Here is a 22,392-nt window from a genome sequence, read left to right on the forward strand (position 1 = left end):
TATTATGACACAATCTATTATACTAGCAACAGGTGCCATTTTTGGTATGTTATCTGTTATTTTTGGTGCTTTTGGAGCGCATGCTTTAAAAAAAATACTATCTGCAGACCAATTACAAAGTTTTGAAGTTGGAGTAAAATACCAAATGTATCATGCTATTCTTTTAGTGGCGTTAGGTTTGAATCCTGAATATGTAACGATGCCAATTTATTGGTGCTTTACCATTGGTATCGTGTTGTTTTCTTTTAGTATTTATGGATTAATACTATCAGATGCTCGAGGTAAGAAGTTAAAATTTCTGGGGCCTATTACTCCTCTAGGTGGTTTACTTTTAGTAACCGGTTGGTTACTTTTGTGCATTGCTGCTTTCTAATAAAATTAAGGCTAATCACTTATTTTTAATTTTCTCCAAAGCCATTCAAACTCAACGTTTCGAACTCTTTTCTATCATTTTCAAATATTAGGAACACTTTTAATTCAGGATGCGATTCTAAAAAAGTCTTTACCCTTTCTATTCCCATAGCTTTAAATGCGGTAGCATAAGCATCTGCAGTCATACAATTGTCGGCAATTACAGAAATGCTTAATAGGTTCGTTTTACTCGGATAGCCAGTTTTAGTATCGATAATATGTGCATAGCGATTACCGTCGGCATCTATTTTAAACTTTCTATAAGTTCCTGATGTTGCCATGGCTTTATCTTTTAAAGAAAGAACCTTATTAATAGATTGTGTGCCATTAAAATTAGGGTTCTCTACACCTACTGTCCAAATCTTTCCACTAGCTTTATTTAAACCTCTTGCTCGTAATTCTCCTCCAATATTGACTAAATAGTTTTTTACGTTTCTGCTTTCTAAAAACTCTCCAACCACATCTACCCCATAGCCTTTTGCTATAGCATTGAAATCAATAAAAGTTCCTTCTGGCTTAATAATTTTATTTCCTTTTAAGGACACCTTATCCAACCCCACAGATTGCATGAGTGTATTGATTTTAAGACTATCTAAATCCATTATTTTTCCTTCTGGACCAAAATCCCATGCATTTACTACAGCGCCAATAGTGGGATCGAAAGCACCATTAGTTGCTATATAAATAGCTTCGGAATTAGAAAAAACTGTTTTAAAGTGATTATCAACATCAATCAACTCATTTCTGTTAAGTTTTGAAATATCAGAATTATCAATATAGGTAGACATTGATGTATTAATTACAGCAAATAAACTATCGAGTTGTACTTCATAATTAGCATCTGTATCGTAAGTTACTTGGTAAAACGTTCCGAATACAGAACCTTCTAGTTGGGTGTTTTTAAAACTTTGTTCTGTATAATTAGAAGGCGCCTGCTTACAAGCACAAATCACGAAACAACAGAGCACTAATTTTAATATATTCATTTAGTTTAAATTAGTTTCTAAAACCTGAATACCATTATATTCTAATAAATACTCTTCGTTTAAATAAAGCGGCTCGTTCTCACCTTTAACACTACCTATTCCAACACCCGCGTATAATACTTTAGCATCATTTTCCCTAGCGTGCTTTTTAAAGCTTTCCATCCAAACTACATCATAATTATTAGGGTTCTCAGGAAGAATAACTGCTCTAACAATTACAAAGAAATACTGCTTAGTTTTATCCATGCAAACAAATTGCGGATGCCTTTTTAGTTTACTATTTATAGCTATAAACTCGAAACCACGGTGTTCTAAATCTTTACCAACATGGTTCATGGCTAAATTATGAAGTTCTTGTTTTGATAATGCTTTGCTCATAGTGCAAAAATAAGTAACCCTATTTAAACCGCACAAATTTAAAGCTAAGAAATGAATAATATTACGCGCTCATAGGTAGCGAAAAACAAAATGTAGTACCCATACCTTTTTCTGAAGTAAACCATATTTTACCAGAATGCGATTCTACAATTTTTTTACAATGTGCTAAACCAATTCCAGAGCCCTCGTATTCTAATCTGGAATGTAATCTTTGAAAGATGGCAAAAACCCGATCTTGATATTCTGTAGCAATACCAATACCATTATCGGTAACCGAAAATTTCCAGTACTTCTCTGCTCCATTATTAGCATCTTCTCCTTCTGAAATTTCGGTACACTCTATATTAATTCTTGGTTTTACATTAGGGTCTCTAAATTTAATACCATTTGTAATCAGGTTTTGAAAGAGTAAACGTAACTCAACTTCATTACCCTTTATAATTGGTAAGTCTTTGTAGCTAATTTCCGCTTCACTATCTTTTATTGTGCTCTGTAAATCTGCCGTTAAAACATCTAATAATGGCATGCAATTAACATCTTCAAAAACTTTAGATCTACCTAATCGCGAATATTGTAAAAGCGCATCTATTAATTTTTTCATTCGCACACTTCCCTCTTTGATAAAACCTAAAATTTGCTGACCATCTCCATCGAACTGGCTATAGTAGTCTTCATTTAAAACATCAATAAAACTAGAAACCGTATTCAATGGTTCTTGTAAATCGTGACTGGCTATATACGCGAATTGCTCTAATTCCTTATTTTTTGAGGTTAATAATACAGATTGTTTTTTAATTTCTTTATGCTGAACATTCAAGCGTGTATTTAATTTTTTATTTTTAATATAAGCAAATAGTAACGACAGACAGGCAATAAATAACAAACCAGATAATATCGATAAGATGATATTATGCTTTCGTTGTGTATCAATTATAATATTCTTCTCTTCTAATATGGCCGTTTTTTCCTTTATGTTACTTGTTTGAATTTCTAATGTTCTTTTATGATTCAAAATTTCATTATTTACAGAATCTATCTCATTTTGTTGATCAATTATTTGATTAATTTGTTCGTCTAACCTTTTTTCTAACTCTCTTTCTAAATTAAGGTTTTCGGCTAATTGTTTTGCTTTTAACTCACTATCCAGAGCTAGTGTTTTTAAGGAATAATCTTTAATATAAATAACTTCATCCTTTTCATTAATAGCATTAATTTGATTACCAATTGTTTTTATTTGACTTTCAATAATCTTCTTCTGCTCTTTATTTTCCCTAGTAGCGATGTAAAGTTTTTGCTCTGTTTTTTTATAGAGAGATTCTTTAATTTCTTTGGAAGTTACAGCATGACCTGCAAGTATTGGTGTGATTTTCAGTTTGGCTTCTCTTATGTACTTTCGGTTTATATCATATTTATAGCTATCGTCAACTTGTACCATGTTAATCATTGAGGAATTTGTTGGATAGCCTTCGGTAATAATTAGTACTTCCAGCCCCTTACTTTCTTCTAAAATAGATTTTAATAAATACTCGTAGGTGCTATTTACATAAACAACATTATAGTTTTTTATATCTTCAAGTTTATTTATTCGATCTACTTGAATAAGTTTTTCAAATATTCTTCTGTTTTTAGAAATTTTAGATAAGCTATTTTTAATAGTATCAGGTCCCATAACTCCTATTTTAAAGGTAGTAATTTGAGATATTTTAGACCATTTAACTTCTTCTGTTAAATTTAAAACCATAACAGCGCGCTGTTCATCTACAGAAGTAACCTTATCATTTTTTACATCCTGCCCATAAGATATTACGGTAAATAAAAACATACACAGGAGTAAACCAACATACTTTGGAAACCAAATTGCAGTGTTTTTAAAAGCGACTATAGCTAAGCGCATATCGTCAATTAAATATTTAAAATAATTGTTTAGCATTCTAATTACTCCATCCAAAAAGCACCTTTAAAAGAAAATTTAAAGAGTATTGTTAACGTGATATTATTATTGCATAATATCAGTATCTGTTATTTATTAATTTTGAGGGGACAAATGGAATAACTAACTCGAATTGTTAAGCTATATTTTAAACTTAACTATTACTTATTTATAAATTTATTAACTACATACTTTCAATAAAACATCATTGAATAATTTTGAATCTAATGGTTTCTTCACAAAATCTAAAAGTGTATTACGACTTTTAAATTGATTTATATCACTAGGGTCATCTGAGGATGACAGAATAACTATTTCTATATCCTTGATTAATCCTGAATCTATTTTATAAAATACATCTAAAAACTCCCAACCATTCATGGCAGGCATATTAATATCTAAAAAAATAATATCGGGTCTATCCTCCGGGTTTACTATTTTTTTCTCAAGGTAGTCTATAGCTTCAAAAGCGCTATCTACTAATACAGTAGAACTAACGCTGGCATTTTTTTTAGCGATATGTTTATTTAAAAAATTGGTCGCTTTATCATCATCGATGAATAAAATTCTCAATTGTTTATCTACAATACTCATATTATTTAGAAAATAAGTTCTTACCTATAAAAAATTCAGATGAATTCCTACTTGCTAATTTAATCATTTTATCGGTTATACGCCTTTATTTTCGACGAAATACACAGTTTTTAACTATTCAATCATTTATAACCAAGAACCCTACAACAAAAAACCTCTCAAAATCAGAGTGTAAGAACAAAAATTTAACACAATTTAAAGCAAAAAAAAACCAACACTATCGTGTTGGTTTTTTATAATACCTTGAATTTAGAGATTATCCTCCAAAATCATCAAATCTAATATGCTCATCAGGGATTCCGAAATCTTCACCCATTTTTTGAACTGCTTTATTCATTAACGGTGGTCCACAGAAGTATAATTCTATATCTTCTGGCGACTCGTGTAATGATAAATAGTTATCGATAACACAATTGTGAATAAATCCAACAAAACCGTCTCCTGGCGCATCTATATTCTCTTTTACTTTCCAGTTATCTTCTTCCATTGGTTCAGATAATGCTAAATAGAATTTAAAGTTCGGGAACTCTTTTTCTAACTCGTAAAAATGCTCTAAATAAAATAACTCACGTTTAGAACGTCCACCATACCAATATGTTACTTTACGACCTGTTTTTAAGGTTTTAAATAAGTGATATAAATGAGAACGCATTGGTGCCATACCTGCACCACCACCAACGTAAAGCATTTCACTCTCAGACTCATTGATGAAGAATTCACCGTAGGGTCCAGAAATAGTTACTTTATCACCTGGTTTTTGGTTAAAAATGTAAGAGGAAGCTATTCCTGGATTTACATCCATCCAGCCACCTTTGGCTCTATCAAACGGTGGACAAGCCACACGTACGTTTAACATAATTTCTCTTCCTTCTGCAGGGTAAGAAGCCATAGAATAAGCACGTTCTATTGTTTCCGTATTCTTCATAACTAATGGCCAAAGCTTAAACTTATCCCATTCTGCTTGAAATTTGTCTGGAGTTTCGTGTTCTTCAGGGTGTGCTGTAATATCCATATCAGAATATTTTACTTCACATGGAGGAATTTCAATTTGAATATATCCACCTGCTTTGTACCCCATATCTTCAGGGATTTCAACAACAAACTCCTTAATAAATGATGCTACGTTATAGTTACGAACTACAACAGCTTCCCATTTCTTAATTCCAAATACTTCTTCAGGAATAGTGATGTCCATATCTTGTTTCACTTTAACTTGACAAGCTAAACGTGCACCATGTTGTAATTCTTTTCTTGTAAAATGCGGCACTTCTGTTGGTAAAGCTTCACCTCCACCAGAGTTTACGTGACACTCACATTGAATACAAGTTCCACCACCACCACAGGCAGATGGTAAAAATATTTTAGAATTTCCTAAAGTTGAAAGTAAACTCGCTCCTGAAGCTACTTCTATCTCCTTCTCACCATTAATGGTAATCTTTACAGGTCCCGATGGTGATAGTTTTTGTTTTACAACTAATAATAAACCAACGAGTAAAAGTAAAATGATTAAAAAAGCAATTACTGTTACTCCAATTGTTCCTATTGTACTTGCGGCTAATATCATATTACTCATTTACTTTTATGTTGTTAGCTAACACTTCTTTGTTATCCTTTGCAGAATTTACTTTTGCAGTTGTTTCTTCCTTTGGTGCTTCTTCATCACCTCCAGTTAACATACCTCCAAAACTCATGAATCCAATCGCCATTAATCCAGTAATGATGAATGTAATACCTAAGCCTCTTAATGCCGGTGGCACATTTGAATATCTAATTTTTTCACGAATAGCTGCAATAGCTAAAATCGCTAAAAACCATCCTATTCCAGAACCTATACCGTAAACTGTAGCTAAACCTAAAGTTGGTATTTCACGAGATTGCATAAATAATGATCCCCCTAAAATAGCACAGTTTACTGCAATTAATGGTAAAAAGATACCTAATGAATTGTATAATGATGGTGAGAACTTCTCTACCTCTATTTCTACCAATTGTACCATGGTTGCAATAGTTGCAATGAACATGATGAATGATAGGAAACTTAAATCGTAACTTGCATACTCTTCACCTAACCAAGATAAAGCTCCTGGCTGCAATAAATACTGATCTAACAACCAGTTTAAAGGCACGGTAATCGCTAGTACAAAAATTACAGCTGCTCCTAAACCAACCGCTGTACTTACTTTTTTAGATACCGCAAGGTAAGAACACATTCCTAAGAACGTGGCAAATACCATGTTGTCGATAAATATTGATTTGAAAAATAACTCTATATATTCCATTTTTTTTATAGTATTCAGTTTTCAGTTTTTCAATTTTCCATAGACTTAAAAAGCTAAAGTAAATTAATTTAACTGCTCACTAATTAATGATCTTCTACTAATGCTGTATTTCTGCTACGTTGTATCCAGATGATTATTCCAACTACTATTAAGGCCATTGGTGATAATAACATAAAACCGTTATTCTCGTAACCAATAGCATATAATCCGGTTTTTTCAATTGGATCTCCTAATACCTTAAATCCTAATAAAGTACCAGAACCTAAAAGCTCTCTAAAAAATCCAACAATAATTAAAATTAAACCGTAACCCGCAGCATTACCAATACCATCTAGAAAAGATCTCCAAGGTTTATTTGCTAATGCAAAAGCCTCAAAACGTCCCATGATGATACAGTTAGTAATAATTAAACCAACAAATACAGAAAGTGTTTTACTTAACTCGTAAGCAAAAGCTTTAAGTACTTGGTCAACTATAATTACCAAAGCGGCAACAACAACCAATTGTACAATAATTCTAATTTTAGAAGGAATAATATTTCTCATTAAAGAAATAACAACATTCCCTATTGCTAATACGGCCATTACTGAAACAGCCATTACAATAGATGCTTTTAGCTCAGCAGTAATTGCTAAAGCAGAACAAATACCAAGTACTTGAATAGTAATTGGGTTATTATCTGCTAATGGATCTGTGATTAACTTGGCGTCTTTTTTTGATAAAAGTCCCATAAATTAATTGTTTTTTAAGTTTTTAAAGAACGGCTCATAAAGCTTTAAATCGCTTTTAATCATTGCTGCAACACCATTACCTGTAATAGTAGCTCCTGCAATAGCATCGACTTCGTTATCTGTTTTATCCTCGTTTTTTGGATCGGCATTACTTTTAGAAACCTCAATACCTTTAAAACGGTCTGCGTTATCTAATAAATGCTCCCCAATAAAATCGTCCATAAAGAAACGTTGCTTAATATTAGCTCCTAAACCAGGCGTTTCTCCTTTATGATCAAAATAAGCACCTTGTATTACCATGTTTTCGTCCATAGCAACATAAGCCCAAATAGCATCCCAAAGCCCTTTACCACGAATTGGTGCAATGTAAAATGTTTTACCATCCTTTTCACCTTTTAACAAAGGTAAACGTCTTGCAATACCAGCTTTAGCGTTAGCTTGTTCCTTTTTAATATCAATTAAATACGCTTGGTCATCTTCGGTAACCTTACCATCTTGAATAACCAATTGCTTCTTAATATATTTCTTGAATAATTCTGGTGCTTTATCTGTTGAAACAAAATTAGCACTAGTTTCGTCATTCTCGTTCACGCCCATAGCATACAAAATGTTTTGTTGCTTTTCTAGACGTTTATTTTCATCAATACTAGGTTTCAATGATGAAGCTGTAAAGGCTAATAATGAACCTACAACCAACACCATAACAACGGCGAAAATTATAGTATATGAATTTTTATCTGTTCTATTCTCCATCGTTATGCAACTTTAGCTTTTAAACGTTTCATTCTTTTCTTCACATTTCCTTGTACCACGTAATGGTCAATTGTTGGTGCAAACACATTCATTAATAGAATAGCTAACATCACACCTTCTGGATATGCTGGGTTGAATACACGAATCATAATAGAAAGAAATCCTATTAAGAAACCATAAATCCATTTCCCTTTATTGGTTTGCGACGCCGTAACTGGGTCGGTAGCCATAAACACGGTACCAAAAGCAAAACCACCAATAAGTAGGTGATGCCAAAATTCAGTACTCATTAATCCGTAAAATTTACTTGTTTCAGTAATCCATCCAGAACTAACAACACCATTAAATATTAAGCCCATTACTATAGCCCCAACACACGATGATAACATTATTCTCCAGCTTCCAATTTTAGCAAATACTAAAAATAAACCACCTAAAACAATAAGTAACGTTGAAGTCTCTCCTACTGAACCAGGAATAAACCCTAAGAACATATCGGCAACAGAGTGTGTTACAGCTTTACCTTGAGCTAGAGTTCCTAAAATAGTTTCACCAGAAATGGCATCTAAATTAGCACCGGCTGCAATTTCATTTGTTCTTTCAACTGCACCTTCAACCCAAACTTTATCTCCAGACATCCAAGTAGGATATGCAAAGAATAAAAAGGCCCTAATAGTTAAAGCTGGATTTAAGATATTCATCCCTGTTCCACCAAAAACTTCTTTACCAATAACAACACCAAATACAACTGCAACTGCTAACATCCATAACGGAATATCTACTGGTACAATTAATGGCACTAACATTCCTGTTACTAAATAACCTTCTTCTACTTCGTGACCTTTAATTACAGCGAATAAGAATTCAATTCCTAAACCAACACCGTAAGACACGATTACTAAAGGAATAATTTTCCAGAAACCGATCATGAAGTTATCTAAAGCCCAAAACTCCGGACTAAAGAAACCTACTGTTACTGCTTGAATTTCTCCAACCTGTAAGTTATGCTGGTAACCAGCGTTAAACATACCAAACAATAAACATGGCACCATAGCCATAATTACTGTATTCATGGTACGCTTTAAATCGTCGGCAGCTTTTATATGAGTTCCATTATGTGTGGTCTCATCTGGCAAGTATAAAAAGGTATGGATTGCATTAAATGCAGGAGCCATTTTTGTCCCTTTATACTTTAGTTTTAATTTATGTAAATTATTTTTTAAACCCATTATCCTATCTCTTTAAGCATTAAGTCTAAACCTTCTCTAATAATTTTTTGATGCGGTTGTTTAGATACACATACAAACTCGGTTAAAGCGAAATCTTCTGGTGCAACTTCGTACATTCCTAAAGCTTCCATTTCATCTAAATCTTTATACATACAAGCTTTTAATATTTGCATAGGATAAATATCTAAAGGAAAAACTTCCTCGTAAACTCCTGTAGTAACAAAAGCACGGTGTTCACCATTAGTATTGGTGTTCAAATCGTATTTTTTAGATTTACTTAACCATGAGAATGTCATAGCTCTAGAAGTAGAGATTTTATTAAACACAGGTTTGTTCCATCCAAAAAGCTCGTAATCATCACCTTCAGGAATAACAGATACTACATTGCTGTAATAATCTAAATTTCCGTCTGGTTTAATTTGCTTTCCAGATAATACATTTCCAGAAATAACACGATCGTTACCACCTTTAGAAACACCTTTATCGTAAATTAGAGTAGAAATTTCGCTACCAATAATGGTTTTAAAATATCTTGGTTTTTCAACCGAAGAACCTACTAAAGCTACAATACGTTCAGCATTAAACTTACCAGTTAATAAAAGTTCACCAATAATAACTAAGTCTTGAGCATTAACTGTCCAAACAACTTCGCCTTTATTTACTGGATTCACTTTATTGATAAGTGTACCAACATTCCCTGAAGGATGTGGCCCTGAAACCTTGTGCGTAGTAACACCTGTTAAACCAGCAAGTGGCGAGCTAGAAGTACCAACCGAAATGTGCACTGCACCTTCTGTTAGTTTCCCTAAAGCCGTTACCGCAGCCTGCAATTCAGCTTCTTTACCTTTTAAGGTAAAGTCTAAATCGGCAGCCAATGGTGCGCTAGCATACCCCGAAATAAAAATCGCTTTTGGCGGCTTATTCGGATTTGCAATCACATCATATGGGCGTTGTTTTACAAACGGCCAGCATCCTGATGCTAACAAATGTGCTTTTACAGATTCCGCTGTGGCACTGTTTAAATCAAATGCTGCTAAATCTGCATATACTTGCGATTTATCGGCTTCAATTTTAATAGCGTCTATGCGTCTTTTTGGTCCACGTTGTACTTCAATCACTTTCCCTGAAACTGGCGATGCGAACATAACCGATTCCTGAGATTTATCGAAAAACAAAGTATCTCCAGCTTTTACTGAAGTCCCTTCTTTTGCAACAAGTTTTGGAATTACGCCGTGAAAATCCTCTGGCCTTATAGTGTAGTAGTTACTGATAATCGCTTGTTCAACGGTTTTATCAGCTTCACCTATAAGTTTAATGTCCAGACCTTTTTTGATACGGATGTCGTTTGACATATTTATTTTTATTGAAATTAGTTGTCTAAAAATCGGTGCAAAAATACAAATAAATACCTAAATTATTCGTCCTAAAAAATGCATATCATTTATTTATACTAATTCTAAATAAGTAAATTTAATTAGGCATAGATTTTGTTTATATTTACACACAAAACTATAATGAATATGCATTCTAAGGTAATAAAAAAAATTCTCATCGCCCTCCTGCCCGCTCTGGTTTTTTCACAAGTTCAAGAAGTAAATCCACCAGATTATATTAAAACTATAAATTTTAAAAGTAACACGCCTGAAACCCAACTTCCTATACTAAAACTGGGCGAATATGTAGTTTTAGAGTTCGATGCTTTAAATGGTGAAGAAGCCGATTACTACTATAAAATCGAGCATTTCAATTTCGACTGGACACCTTCAACACTTATTAAATCAGAATTCCTGAGCGGCTTTGACAACCAACGTATTCGTGATTACGAGAATTCACTAAACACCTACCAAATATTTTCGCATTACAAACTCACTATCCCTAATCAATTCACCAAAGGATTACTCGTTTCTGGAAACTACATGATTTCGGTTTATAATGACAATAATGAGCTTCAGTTCTCTAGAAAATTTATGATTTATGAAGATAAAACCGCTGTTGGCGTAAGCGTAAAACGCTCTAGAAACATCGAATTTATAGAACAAAAACAACGTGTAGAACTCATAATTACTTCAAATAACATACAATTAAACAACCCCACTCAAACCGTAAAAGCTGTTATTATTCAAAATAATAATTTAAACAATGTTATTACCAACATAAAGCCGCAATACACGCTTGGCAACCAACTTATTTACAGATACGACAGTGAAACAAGTTTTTGGGCAGGTAACGAATTCCTGTTTTTCGAAAATAAAGATGTTCGTGCCGCCAATACAGGCATCCAGTTTATAGACCTAAAAGATCTTTACCACAACTACCTCTACACCAATATACCGCGCGCCAAAATGCCGTACACATACAACCCAGATATTAACGGTAATTACCTTATCACCAACGTAGATGCCGATGATGCCAGCATTGAAGCCGATTACGTGTGGATGCATTTTTCTCTACGTGGCGACGACTTTTTAATCAATAAGAACGTACATATATATGGAAACTTTAACAACTATGCTATAGACGATAGCACAAGAATGATTTTTGATGAAGTCAACAATCGCTTTATCAACACCATGCTTTTAAAACAAGGTTTCTACAACTACAAATATATTGTAGTTAACGATGATGGTACTGTAGACGATGGTGCAGTGAGTGGTGATTTCTGGCAAACCGAAAATAATTACAAAGTGCTTGTTTATTACCGCGATCTAGGCGCTCGATACGATAAAATAATTGGTTTAGGCGAAGCCAGTTCAGTAAACATCACAAATTAATACGTTAATATTATAAAATCGACAAAATATAGGGTAAGAAATGCATTTCAACTAATTTATTCGCCAAACCCGTTGAAATCACGCACTAACTCTTTAATATTTATTATTTTAGCAAAGTAAATTGCTTAATCAATCATGGTACAACAAGTTACATCTGGCATTAAAATTTCGGTAGTTACAAACTTCGAAGGTTCATTTTATAAAAACTATAAAATGCAATACGCCTTTGGTTATACCGTAACTATAGAAAACCAAAGTAAAGATTCTGTGCAACTTTACGCGCGTCATTGGGAAATTCTAGACGCCTTAAACAATGTTGAAACCGTTATCGGCGAAGGCGTAGTAGGTAAAAAACCGGTTTTAAAACCTGGAGAATCTCACACTTACACCTCTGGCTGCCTACTCACCTCTCCTTTTGGTGCTATGCAAGGGCATTACAACATGGTTAATTTTACAACCACTAGAAAATTCCAAGTTACCATCCCTACATTTAAATTGAGCGCTACTTTTGCTATCAATTAATTTCTGAATTTATTTTATTTTAGCGTTACCCGAAAAGGGTCGGGCTTTCCGCTATATCTTTATTTGTGCAGTATTATTTCGGCTTAGCAACACGCTATTTTCTAAATCCAAATTTTGGAGCTTTCAACTAATTAAAAGGCTTGCACAAAAAAGGATGCCGCATCAATCCCTAACGCAATTATCCGCAAATATTTTCACATCACCCAAACCTATTCTCATCCGCGTATCAACACTGCATTTCACAAATGGATAACACCTTCTTAAAAAATAAAACCCCGCTTCTACTGTAACATTTTAATCCAAATTGTTACTTATATATAAAGCAGCTACTTTAAATATTCTTAAGATTATAACCAATAATCTTAAACACACTTTTTTGAATATCTCAATAGTGTTTCACTTTAAAATATAAATTATGGGAGGCGAAGGATCAATGATGGCTGCAAACCAGTCATTAAAAAACAATAGAAGTTTAACCTCAAAACGCAAAGAAAAAGGAGCGTTATCTGGCAGTTATGCCAATATAGAATTAAAAGAGTTTCCAAAAGCAACACAAGAACAACTAGACACTATAAAAGCACAAACCTTAACAGATAACAAAAAAGCTCTAATACAAACCATTGCGTTTTTTATAATCGCCAGCCTAGGTTTACTTATCGCTGTACACTACTTATTCTAACAAAAAAAGAGCTGCTAGATTAAAAAATCTAGCAGCTCTTGATATATAAAAGTTTTTTAAAGAACTAGCTTACTACTTCCTTAATACGCTTAATAGCTTCAATAATTTGATCTTGCGAAGCTGCATAAGAAATACGAATACAGTTAGGGTTACCAAAAGCATCACCTGTTACTGTTGCCACTAATGCTTCTTCTAATAAATATAAAGAAAAATCGGTAGCATTATTTATTGTTTTTCCTCTTAACGTTTTTCCGAAGTAATAAGATACATCTGGAAATACGTAAAACGCACCTTCTGGCGTGTTTGAGTTAAAACCTGTAACATCGCTCAATAAGTCTAAAACTAAATCACGACGCACTTTAAATTCATCTATCATGTATTTTACAGCACTCGGATCTGCGTTTAAAGCAGTAATTACAGCACGTTGTGCAATACAGTTAGCACCACTAGTAATTTGACCTTGCATTTTATTACATGCACGAGCAATTTTTTCTGGAGCACCAATAAAACCAATACGCCATCCCGTCATAGCAAAAGCTTTCGAAACACCGTTTACAGTAATAGTATTGTTATACATATCATCAAATTCCGCTATACTTGCGTGACCAGAACCATAGTTAATATGCTCGTAAATTTCATCTGAAACTACATAAATATTAGGATATTTAACCAATACATCGGCTAGAGCTCTTAACTCTTCTCTACTGTAAACAGATCCACTTGGGTTACATGGAGAACTAAACCACATCATTTTGGTTTTTGGAGTAATAGCCGCTTCCAATTGTGCTGGTGTCATTTTAAAATCTGTATCGATAGATGTTGCAACCTCAACTGGCACACCACCATTTAACTTAACAATATCAGAATAACTTACCCAGTAAGGACAAGGTAAAAGCACCTCATCACCATCATTTAGCATAACAGCTGCTATATTTGCCAAACATTGTTTAGCTCCCGTAGAAACAACAATTTGTGGTAAAGTATACGTTAAATTATTATCACGTTTAAACTTTGTAACAACCGCCTCTTTCAACTCTACATAACCATCTACTGGTGAGTAAGAATTGTAATTATCATTCACAGCCTGAATAGCTGCTTCTTTAATAAAATCTGGGGTGTTAAAATCTGGTTCCCCAAGACTTAAACCTATAATGTCTTTTCCTTCGCCTCTTAATTCGCGAGCTTTGGCTGCCATAGCTAACGTTGCCGAAGTAGCCATGTTTAAAATTCTTTCAGATAATAATTGCATGAATTGTGTTTATGAAGTAAATATAAAGTTTAGGCAATGTTAGGATTTTTCCCAAGTACCTTTAGTTGATTATAATGTTCTGAAACGGCTTTCCAAAATGTGTTGTATTCATTATATGGTAAGCTAAATTCGTTTGCTGTTTCCTTTACTATTTTTGCTATTTTGCTATAATGCACGTGGCTAATATTTGCAAACAAGTGGTGCTCTACTTGTCTGTTTAATCCACCCGTATAAAACTCGGCTAACCAACTTTTAGGTGAAAAATTACATGTAGTAAATAATTGGTGAATAGCCCAAGTATTTTTCATGTTACCATCTTCATCTGGTAAAGGCATAACTGTACTTGGTACAACGTGAGCCAATTGAAAAACCACACTTAAAATAATTCCTGCTGTGTAGTGCATAATTAAGAAGCCAATTAATACTTGCCACCAAGTAAAACCTACAACTAAAGGTAATGCTACCCAAATTGAATAATATACAATTTTACCAATAATAAGTTTAGTCCATTGCGTTGCAGGACTTGGTAACTTACCGTAAGCTAATTTACGCTTTAAGTATTTGTAAGTTTGTATAAAATCTGTTGTGATAGCCCAGTTTGCAGTAAGCAAACCGTATAAGAAAAACGCATAATACTTTTGATATTGATGAATTTTAAACCATTTTGAATGTTTAGAAAAACGAATAATTCTACCAGCATCAATATCTTCATCATGCCCTTGAATGTTTGTATATGTATGGTGCAATACGTTGTGTTGCACTTTCCAGTTATAATCGTTACCAGCTAGTATATAAATACTGCTTCCCATTAATTTGTTAACCCACTTTTTACTAGAAAAAGAACCATGGTTAGCATCGTGCATCACATTCATGCCTACACCAGCCATACCAATCCCAACAACCACCATGCATAAAGCTTGTAGCCATCCAGACATTGGAACAGTTAAAATTAATACTGCAGGAACAATTAATAAAGCAAACATTATTATGGCTTTTGTATATAATTCCCAGTTTCCTGTACGTTTAATATCATTTTCCTTAAAGTAATCATTAACACGTTTATTCAACGTTTTAAAGAACTTCGCGGGGTCTTTTCTCGAGAACGAGACGGTTTGTTTAGTCATTCTAATAATTTTAATATGATTTTAAAAATGTTTTTTTGATCATACCTATCTGCAAAGATATGAATAAAGCTATTTAAGTAATCCCAATTTTTTGTAAAATTATGTACTTAAAAAGTATATTTTTGTTGAAAATTTAACATAAATGAAACTGCTTTTAAAATATTTCCCTAACCTCACCGAAGACCAAATTGAAAAATTTACACTTTTAGAATCCCTATATCAAGATTGGAATTTGAAGATAAATGTAGTTTCACGTAAGGATATCGACGAGTTATATTTACGTCATGTATTACACTCTTTAGGTATTGCCAAAGTGATAGAGTTTAAAGATGGTAGCCACATTTTAGATGTTGGTACAGGTGGTGGATTTCCAGGAATCCCTTTAGCCATTATGTTTCCTGAGTGTTCTTTTCATTTAGTAGATAGCATTGCTAAAAAACTAAAGGTTGTAAATGAAGTGGTTGAAGGCTTAGGCTTAACCAACGTTAAAACAACACACAGCCGTGTTGAAGAAATTAAAGAAAACTACGATTTTATTGTAAGTCGTGCCGTTGCCGCTATGCCTACTTTTGTACATTGGGTAAAAGGAAAAATTGCAAAAGAGCAAAACCACGAATTGAAAAATGGCATTATCTATTTAAAAGGTGGCGATCTAGAAGAAGAGCTAAAAGATTACAAAACCACTACTATTTATAATTTAAGCGACTATTTTGAGGAAGATTTTTACGAAACCAAAAAAGTAGTACACTTACCTTTAAAATACCGTGGATAGTTTATAAAACACTTGTTAAAAATAAAAGCCAGTAATAACAATCGTTATTACTGGCTTTTTTATGTTCTGTATAATGACATTAATATGATAAACTAATCACAATGCAGCCACACCTATCAACTTATTGAAAACTTAAGCTTTCTCAGGTATTTCTTTTAAAATCTCAATAACGAAATCCCAATATTTTTGAGCCGATGAAATTTGAGCACGTTCATCCGGAGAGTGCGCACCTTTAATAGTTGGTCCAAAACTAATCATATCCATATCTGGATAATTGGTTCCAAGAATTCCACATTCTAAACCTGCATGACATGCTGCAACGTGTGGCTTCTCATTATTTAATTTTTCGTAAAGTTTTGTCATCACTTTCAAAATAGCCGAATCCATGTTTGGAGACCAACCAGGATAATCACCTGTGCATGTAACCTCGCAACCTGTTAACTCAAAAGTTGAGCGTAGTGTATTTGCTAAATCCCATTTAGAACTTTCTACAGAAGAACGTGTTAAACAACCAATTTTTACAGCGCCATCTTTTACAATAACTCTTGCTATGTTGTTTGATGTTTCTACCAATTCAGGAATATCTGCACTCATACGGTACACACCATTCCAAGCGGCATAAATAGCACGTGTTAAACCTTCTTGAACTCCTAAGTCCATAATTTTTTCTGGAGTTTCAACTTTAGAAACCACAATTTCTAAGTTAGGTTCCATAGTTTTTAACTCAGCCTTTAACATCGCTTCTTGTTCTTTTGTTTCTAAAAGAAAAGCTTCTTCGTGTATAGCATCGATTGCAACAATAGCATTGCTTTCACGAGGAATGGCGTTACGCAAACTTCCGCCATCGATTTCCGAAATACGTAAGCCAAAATTCTCAAAACCATCAAATAATACACGGTTCATTATTTTATTAGCATTACCTAAACCTTCGTGAATTTGCATTCCCGAGTGGCCACCTTGTAAACCTTTTACAGTTATTTTGTAACCTATTTTAAATTCTGGCGTTTCCTCTTCTTCGTAAGTTCTAGTAGCAGTAACATCGATACCACCGGCACAACCTACTCCAATTTCATCATCTTCTTCAGTATCTAAGTTCAATAGAATTCCTCCTGTAAGTAATCCGCCTTTTAAGCCCATTGCTCCTGTCATTCCAGTTTCTTCATCTATAGTAAACAAAGCTTCAATTGCAGGATGTGCAATATCTGTACTTTCTAGAATAGCCATAATGGTGGCCACACCTAATCCGTTATCGGCGCCTAAAGTGGTACCTTTTGCACGAACCCAATCACCATCAACATACATTTCAATACCTTGAGTATCAAAATCGAATTCAGTATCATTATTTTTTTGATGTACCATATCTAAATGCGATTGCATTACAATGGTCGTTCTATTTTCCATACCTGCCGTAGCTGGCTTTTTGATAATTACATTACCAACTTCATCTTCTATAGTTTCGAAACCAAGTTTTTTACCAAAGTCTTTCATAAAAGCGATAACACGTTCTTCTTTTTTAGACGGACGCGGTACAGCATTTAAATCGGCAAATTTATTCCAAAGCTGTTTAGGTTCTAAATTTCTTATTTCTGAGCTCATTTTGTTTACATTTTAATGCAAAGTTAGCAAAAATACACAGATATTGGTAGCTACTCCTGATTGATGTGGCATCCTTTTTTTTGAATACCGAATAGTTCTCCAAAAACTCCAAGTTTTAATAATTAAGATTGATGTTACCTAATAGAGAAATGCGTACATTAAAAAAAAGATATAACTGAAAGCAGGAAGAAACCTTTATAAATATGTATAACCTTTGGGTACAAATTTTTACTATTTTTGGTCTATGCTGAAAGATAAAAAAACGATTATTGCGCTGCTGTTGATTCCGCAGTACTTTTTAGTGAAATTATTAGGGAATTACCCCGGTTTTGTGGAGACTTTCTACAGTAACGGACTTTATGTATATATATCCAAAATGTTTCGGTTTTGCTTGGGTTGGTTGCCTTTTTCTTTCGGCGATTTGTTTTACGCAGCAGGTTTAATTTATATTTTTAGATGGTTTTATAAAAATTGGAAACGAATTAAAATCGATACCAAACAATGGTTTGCAGATGTGTTTTCGGCAGTTTCTATATTGTATTTTGCCTTTCATTTATTTTGGGGATTCAATTATTACCGATTGCCATTGTACAAAAGTTTGGATTTAAATCCGGAATACAGCACAGAACAATTAGTTAAAGTTACAGAGCAACTTATTTTAGAGGCAAACGCTTTACATTTTGAAATCACAAAAAACGATTCTATAAAAGTAGATGTTCCGTTAACCAAAAGCGAGATTTTAAAATTGGCTCCAGATGGTTATTTGGGATTAAAACAGGTGTTTCCAGATTTGGAATATTCGCCTAGAAGTGTAAAAAAATCCTTATTTAGTTATCCCTTAACCTATATGGGTTTTAGTGGCTACTTAAATCCGTTAACCAATGAAGCGCAAGTTGATGGCCTTATCCCTACTTTTAAATTTGCCACTACCACAACACACGAAATTGCACATCAGTTAGGTTTTGCTGCAGAAAACGAAGCTAATTTTATTGGTTGCTTAGCAGCCATAAACCATGAGAATATTTATTTTAGATATTGCGGTTACACCTTTGGCTTACGCTATTGCTTAAATGAAATTTATCGACGCGATCAAGACCTTTACCAAAAAACGGTTGAAAATTTAAATATTGGTGTTTTAAAAAATTACGAAGAAGTGCGATTGTTTTGGGAAGCACACCAAAATCCGGCCGAACCCTTTTTTAAAAGCTTCTATAGCGGCTTTTTAAAAGCAAATAAGCAAACTAAAGGCATGGAAAGCTATAGCTATGTTGTTGCATTATTGGTCAATTATTTTGAAGAAAAATGAGAAATTCTTAAAGATTACAACTTTATATGTAAAGGAACTTTGATTCTAGATAGATATCCGTATTTTTAGCTAAAACTAACAGATTGTATCTATGATTAAAAAATGTATTGGAATCTTGAGCTTCTTTTGCTGCAGTTGCTTATTCGGCCAAGATTATTTTCCAAAAAATGATGGTGTTAAAACTACAAACACCAACTACACAGCATTCACGAATGCAAAAATCCATGTTTCTAGCGGACAAATTATTAACAAAGGCACCTTGTTAATACATAATGGAAAGGTAATTTCTACCGGAACAAATGTTTCGATTCCAAAAAACACTAAAATTATTAATATTGAAGGTAAAAGCATTTACCCTTCTTTTATTGATATGTATTCCGATTTTGGAATTGAAAAACCAAAAGCACAACCAAGAAGCAGAAGTCAGGCTCCACAATACGATGCCAGCAGAACAGGATATTATTGGAACGACCATGTGATGCCAGAAAACGAGGCACTTTCTAAATTTAACTACGATTCTAAAACAGCCAAAGCATTATTAGATGCTGGGTTTGGCGTTGTAAATACACACATACAAGACGGTATTCATAGAGGAACCGGTGCTTTAGTAGCGCTTAATACTAAGGAAGGTAATGAAACACGTATACTAAAAGAGAACTCGGCACAATATCTATCTTTCGATAGAAGCGCCACGTCTCGACAAGCTTACCCAAATTCTATAATGGGTAGTATTGCTTTGCTACGCCAATTGTATAACGATGCGGCATGGTATAAAAAAGGACTTAGTAAAACGAAAGATTTATCTATTGAAGCCTTAAACAGAAACCAAGATTTAATTCAAATTTTTGAAGCTGGAAGTAAAGCCAATGCACTAAGAGCCGATAAAATTGGAGATCAGTTTGGTATTCAATATGTTATTTTAGGTGGTGGTGACGAGTATGAGCGTATTGATGAGATAAAAAACACCAATGCTGCGTTTATACTTCCCGTAAACTTTAAGGATGCTTACGATGTTGAAAACAGTTTTTTAACAAGTTCATTAGCACTTAGCGACATGCGCGCATGGAGCCAAGAACCAACGAACCCAAAGGTTTTAGCCGATAACAATATTAGTTTTGCACTAACAACGCATACTTTAAAATCGCCAAGTGAATTTAAAGGCAAATTAATGCAAGCTATTAAAAACGGACTTTCTAAAGAGAAGGCTCTAGAAGCATTAACGCTTGTACCTGCGCAATTACTTGGGCAATCTACAGCAATAGGAACACTTAACAATGGTGCTTATGCTAACTTTTTAATTACCTCGGGCGATATTTTTGAGAAGAAAACCAAGCTTTACGAAAACTGGGTACAAGGTCAACAACACATTGTTACCAACATGAACACTATAGATATTGTTGGTGATTATGAGTTTAGCGTAGATAATACGGCTTATAAAATGACTGTAGAAGGCGATATTAAAAAGCTGAAATCTAAAATTACAAGCGAGACTAAAACCTTAGGTTCTAAAATTAGTTATAATAATGACTGGGTTCAAATCTCGATGACTACAAAAGATTCTACGTCGCAAGATTTTATTCGTATTGTAGCTCATGTTGAAAACGATACTGCTTTAAAAGGAAAAGCTACTTTACCTAATGGTAATGAAATTCCATTTTCAGCCAAAAAGAGTACAAAAACCGAAGACGATTCCGAAGAAAAAGATAAAAAGGACGATGATTCTAAAAACAACATAGCCTCTATCTCCTACCCTAACACTGCTTACGGATTTAAAACACTACCAAAACAAGAAACGCTTTTGTTTAAAAACGCAACGGTTTGGACTAACGAAACCGATGGTATTTTAGAAAACACAGACGTGCTTATTAAAAATGGTAAAATAGTTAAAATCGGTAAAAACCTCAGCGACGGAAAAGCTCAAATTATTGATGCTACTGGCAAACATTTAACGGCTGGTATTATAGACGAGCATTCGCATATTGCAACCGCCTCTGTTAACGAAGGCGGGCAAAACTCGTCTGCAGAAGTAAGCATCGAAGATGTTATCGACAATGAAGATATTGGCATTTACCGCAACCTTGCTGGTGGTGTAACCTCTATACAAATATTGCACGGTTCAGCCAACCCAATTGGTGGACGTTCGGCTATTATAAAATTAAAATGGGGCGAATCTGCCGATAATTTAATTTATAACGATTCACCTAAATTTATAAAATTCGCTTTAGGAGAAAACGTAAAACAAACTAGATATTCTAATGGTGTGCGTTTTCCACAAACTAGAATGGGTGTCGAGCAAGTTTACATCGATTATTTTACACGCGCTAAAGAATATGATGCTTTAAAGAAAAGTGGTAAACCTTATAGAAAAGACGTCGAAATGGACGTGCTTGCTGAGATTTTAAACAAAGAGCGTTTTATTTCTTGTCACTCTTACGTTCAAAGTGAAATTAATATGCTTATGAAGGTTGCAGAACAATTCGATTTCAACATTAATACATTCACTCACATTTTAGAAGGTTATAAAGTAGCCGATAAAATGGTTGAACACGGTGTTGGTGGCTCTACATTTAGCGATTGGTGGGCGTACAAATACGAGGTTAACGATGCTATTCCATACAATGCTGCCATTATGCACAATGCAGGCGTTACGGTTGCTATTAATAGTGACGATCCAGAAATGTCTAGACGTTTAAATCAAGAAGCTGCAAAATCTATTAAATACGGAGGTATTAGCGAAGAAGAAGCTTGGAAGTTTGTTACTCTAAACCCTGCTAAACTTTTACACATCGATAACCGTGTAGGAAGTATAAAAGTTGGTAAAGATGCCGATGTTGTTTTATGGACCGATCACCCAATGTCTATTTATGCTAAAGCAGAAAAAACAATTATTGAAGGTGTCACTTATTTCGATTTAGAGCGCGATACTATGCTGCGTTCGGAAATTAAAAAAGAGAAAAACGAGCTTATCAACCAAATGCTAAAAGCTAAAAACAAAGGCTTAAAAACGCAACCTATTAAGAAAAAGGAAAAAGTAGATATGCATTGCGATTTTATTGGCAATATAATTAACTAAAACATAGAA

Annotated in this window: 20 protein-coding genes; 7 read left to right on the forward strand and 13 right to left on the reverse strand. The window is 33.8% G+C overall.

Translation table 11 applies throughout. The annotated features are described in order from the left end of the window. Window positions 1-4 precede the first annotated feature (4 nt). On the forward strand, window positions 5-373 hold the full coding sequence (locus BM246_RS10595; protein ID WP_074937783.1) for a DUF423 domain-containing protein: 369 nt from the start codon (window positions 5-7) through the stop codon (window positions 371-373). A 25-nt stretch (window positions 374-398) separates the two neighbouring features. On the opposite strand, the gene BM246_RS10600 is transcribed toward BM246_RS10595, so the two are convergent. The 10 genes from BM246_RS10600 to BM246_RS10645 form a co-directional block, all read right to left on the reverse strand. After that, complete coding sequence (locus BM246_RS10600; protein ID WP_074937786.1) at window positions 399-1,397, reverse strand: FAD:protein FMN transferase; 999 nt, start codon at window positions 1,395-1,397, stop codon at window positions 399-401. Beyond that, window positions 1,398-1,775, reverse strand: coding sequence for a hypothetical protein (locus BM246_RS10605; RefSeq protein ID WP_042495681.1), 378 nt, complete (start codon window positions 1,773-1,775; stop codon window positions 1,398-1,400). 61 nt (window positions 1,776-1,836) lie between these two features. Continuing rightward, window positions 1,837-3,723 carry a YfiR/HmsC family protein gene (locus tag BM246_RS10610; protein WP_139221881.1) on the reverse strand — a complete coding sequence of 629 codons (1,887 nt, stop codon included), beginning with the start codon at window positions 3,721-3,723 and terminating at the stop codon, window positions 1,837-1,839. A gap of 162 nt (window positions 3,724-3,885) precedes the next feature. Then, window positions 3,886-4,278 carry a response regulator gene (locus BM246_RS10615; RefSeq protein ID WP_175489795.1) on the reverse strand — a complete coding sequence of 131 codons (393 nt, stop codon included), beginning with the start codon at window positions 4,276-4,278 and terminating at the stop codon, window positions 3,886-3,888. Window positions 4,279-4,555: 277 nt separating this feature from the next. After that, complete coding sequence (gene nqrF / locus BM246_RS10620) at window positions 4,556-5,863, reverse strand: NADH:ubiquinone reductase (Na(+)-transporting) subunit F (RefSeq protein ID WP_042504916.1); 1,308 nt, start codon at window positions 5,861-5,863, stop codon at window positions 4,556-4,558. 1 nt (window position 5,864) lies between these two features. Then, window positions 5,865-6,578 (reverse strand): NADH:ubiquinone reductase (Na(+)-transporting) subunit E, encoded by a 714-nt coding sequence (gene nqrE, locus BM246_RS10625; RefSeq protein ID WP_074937789.1) that lies wholly within the window; start codon window positions 6,576-6,578, stop codon window positions 5,865-5,867. An 83-nt stretch (window positions 6,579-6,661) separates the two neighbouring features. Then, window positions 6,662-7,309 carry an NADH:ubiquinone reductase (Na(+)-transporting) subunit D gene (locus tag BM246_RS10630; protein ID WP_042495691.1) on the reverse strand — a complete coding sequence of 216 codons (648 nt, stop codon included), beginning with the start codon at window positions 7,307-7,309 and terminating at the stop codon, window positions 6,662-6,664. Between the two features lie 3 nt (window positions 7,310-7,312). Next, entirely contained in the window at window positions 7,313-8,062 is a 750-nt protein-coding gene (locus tag BM246_RS10635; protein ID WP_042504869.1) for a Na(+)-translocating NADH-quinone reductase subunit C, read from the reverse strand. Between the two features lie 2 nt (window positions 8,063-8,064). Next, complete coding sequence (locus tag BM246_RS10640; protein ID WP_074937791.1) at window positions 8,065-9,291, reverse strand: NADH:ubiquinone reductase (Na(+)-transporting) subunit B; 1,227 nt, start codon at window positions 9,289-9,291, stop codon at window positions 8,065-8,067. Further along, window positions 9,291-10,643, reverse strand: a complete 1,353-nt coding sequence (locus BM246_RS10645) for a Na(+)-translocating NADH-quinone reductase subunit A (protein ID WP_074937793.1) — start codon at window positions 10,641-10,643, stop codon at window positions 9,291-9,293. Before BM246_RS10645 ends, BM246_RS10640 begins: the two co-directional genes overlap by 1 nt. A gap of 168 nt (window positions 10,644-10,811) precedes the next feature. Here BM246_RS10645 and BM246_RS10650 point away from each other — a divergent pair, with 168 nt between their 5' ends. From BM246_RS10650 to BM246_RS10660, 3 genes are all read left to right on the forward strand, one after another. Next, complete coding sequence (locus tag BM246_RS10650; RefSeq protein ID WP_074937987.1) at window positions 10,812-12,062, forward strand: type IX secretion system plug protein; 1,251 nt, start codon at window positions 10,812-10,814, stop codon at window positions 12,060-12,062. A gap of 135 nt (window positions 12,063-12,197) precedes the next feature. Next, window positions 12,198-12,584, forward strand: coding sequence for a Co2+/Mg2+ efflux protein ApaG (gene apaG / locus BM246_RS10655; RefSeq protein ID WP_042495695.1), 387 nt, complete (start codon window positions 12,198-12,200; stop codon window positions 12,582-12,584). Window positions 12,585-12,999: 415 nt separating this feature from the next. After that, the gene (locus BM246_RS10660; protein WP_074937795.1) at window positions 13,000-13,263 is read left to right on the forward strand and encodes a hypothetical protein; all 264 of its coding nucleotides are present in this window, start codon (window positions 13,000-13,002) and stop codon (window positions 13,261-13,263) included. A gap of 64 nt (window positions 13,264-13,327) precedes the next feature. Here BM246_RS10660 and BM246_RS10665 read toward each other — a convergent pair whose 3' ends face one another. Next, the gene (locus tag BM246_RS10665) at window positions 13,328-14,512 is read right to left on the reverse strand and encodes a pyridoxal phosphate-dependent aminotransferase (protein WP_074937797.1); all 1,185 of its coding nucleotides are present in this window, start codon (window positions 14,510-14,512) and stop codon (window positions 13,328-13,330) included. Between the two features lie 29 nt (window positions 14,513-14,541). After that, on the reverse strand, window positions 14,542-15,636 hold the full coding sequence (locus BM246_RS10670; protein ID WP_042504877.1) for a fatty acid desaturase family protein: 1,095 nt from the start codon (window positions 15,634-15,636) through the stop codon (window positions 14,542-14,544). A 142-nt stretch (window positions 15,637-15,778) separates the two neighbouring features. On the opposite strand from BM246_RS10670, the gene rsmG reads away from it, so the two are divergent. Then, the gene (gene rsmG, locus BM246_RS10675) at window positions 15,779-16,408 is read left to right on the forward strand and encodes a 16S rRNA (guanine(527)-N(7))-methyltransferase RsmG (RefSeq protein WP_042495702.1); all 630 of its coding nucleotides are present in this window, start codon (window positions 15,779-15,781) and stop codon (window positions 16,406-16,408) included. Between the two features lie 132 nt (window positions 16,409-16,540). Here rsmG and BM246_RS10680 read toward each other — a convergent pair whose 3' ends face one another. Beyond that, complete coding sequence (locus BM246_RS10680; protein ID WP_074937800.1) at window positions 16,541-18,004, reverse strand: aminoacyl-histidine dipeptidase; 1,464 nt, start codon at window positions 18,002-18,004, stop codon at window positions 16,541-16,543. Between the two features lie 244 nt (window positions 18,005-18,248). Between BM246_RS10680 and BM246_RS10685 the strand changes: the two genes are divergently transcribed. Then, the gene (locus BM246_RS10685) at window positions 18,249-19,310 is read left to right on the forward strand and encodes a DUF3810 domain-containing protein (protein ID WP_074937802.1); all 1,062 of its coding nucleotides are present in this window, start codon (window positions 18,249-18,251) and stop codon (window positions 19,308-19,310) included. Between the two features lie 91 nt (window positions 19,311-19,401). Further along, on the forward strand, window positions 19,402-22,383 hold the full coding sequence (locus BM246_RS10690) for an amidohydrolase family protein (RefSeq protein WP_074937804.1): 2,982 nt from the start codon (window positions 19,402-19,404) through the stop codon (window positions 22,381-22,383). Window positions 22,384-22,392: the final 9 nt, after the last annotated feature.

The organism is Algibacter lectus (genome assembly GCF_900112395.1).
Classification (GTDB): domain Bacteria; phylum Bacteroidota; class Bacteroidia; order Flavobacteriales; family Flavobacteriaceae; genus Algibacter; species Algibacter lectus.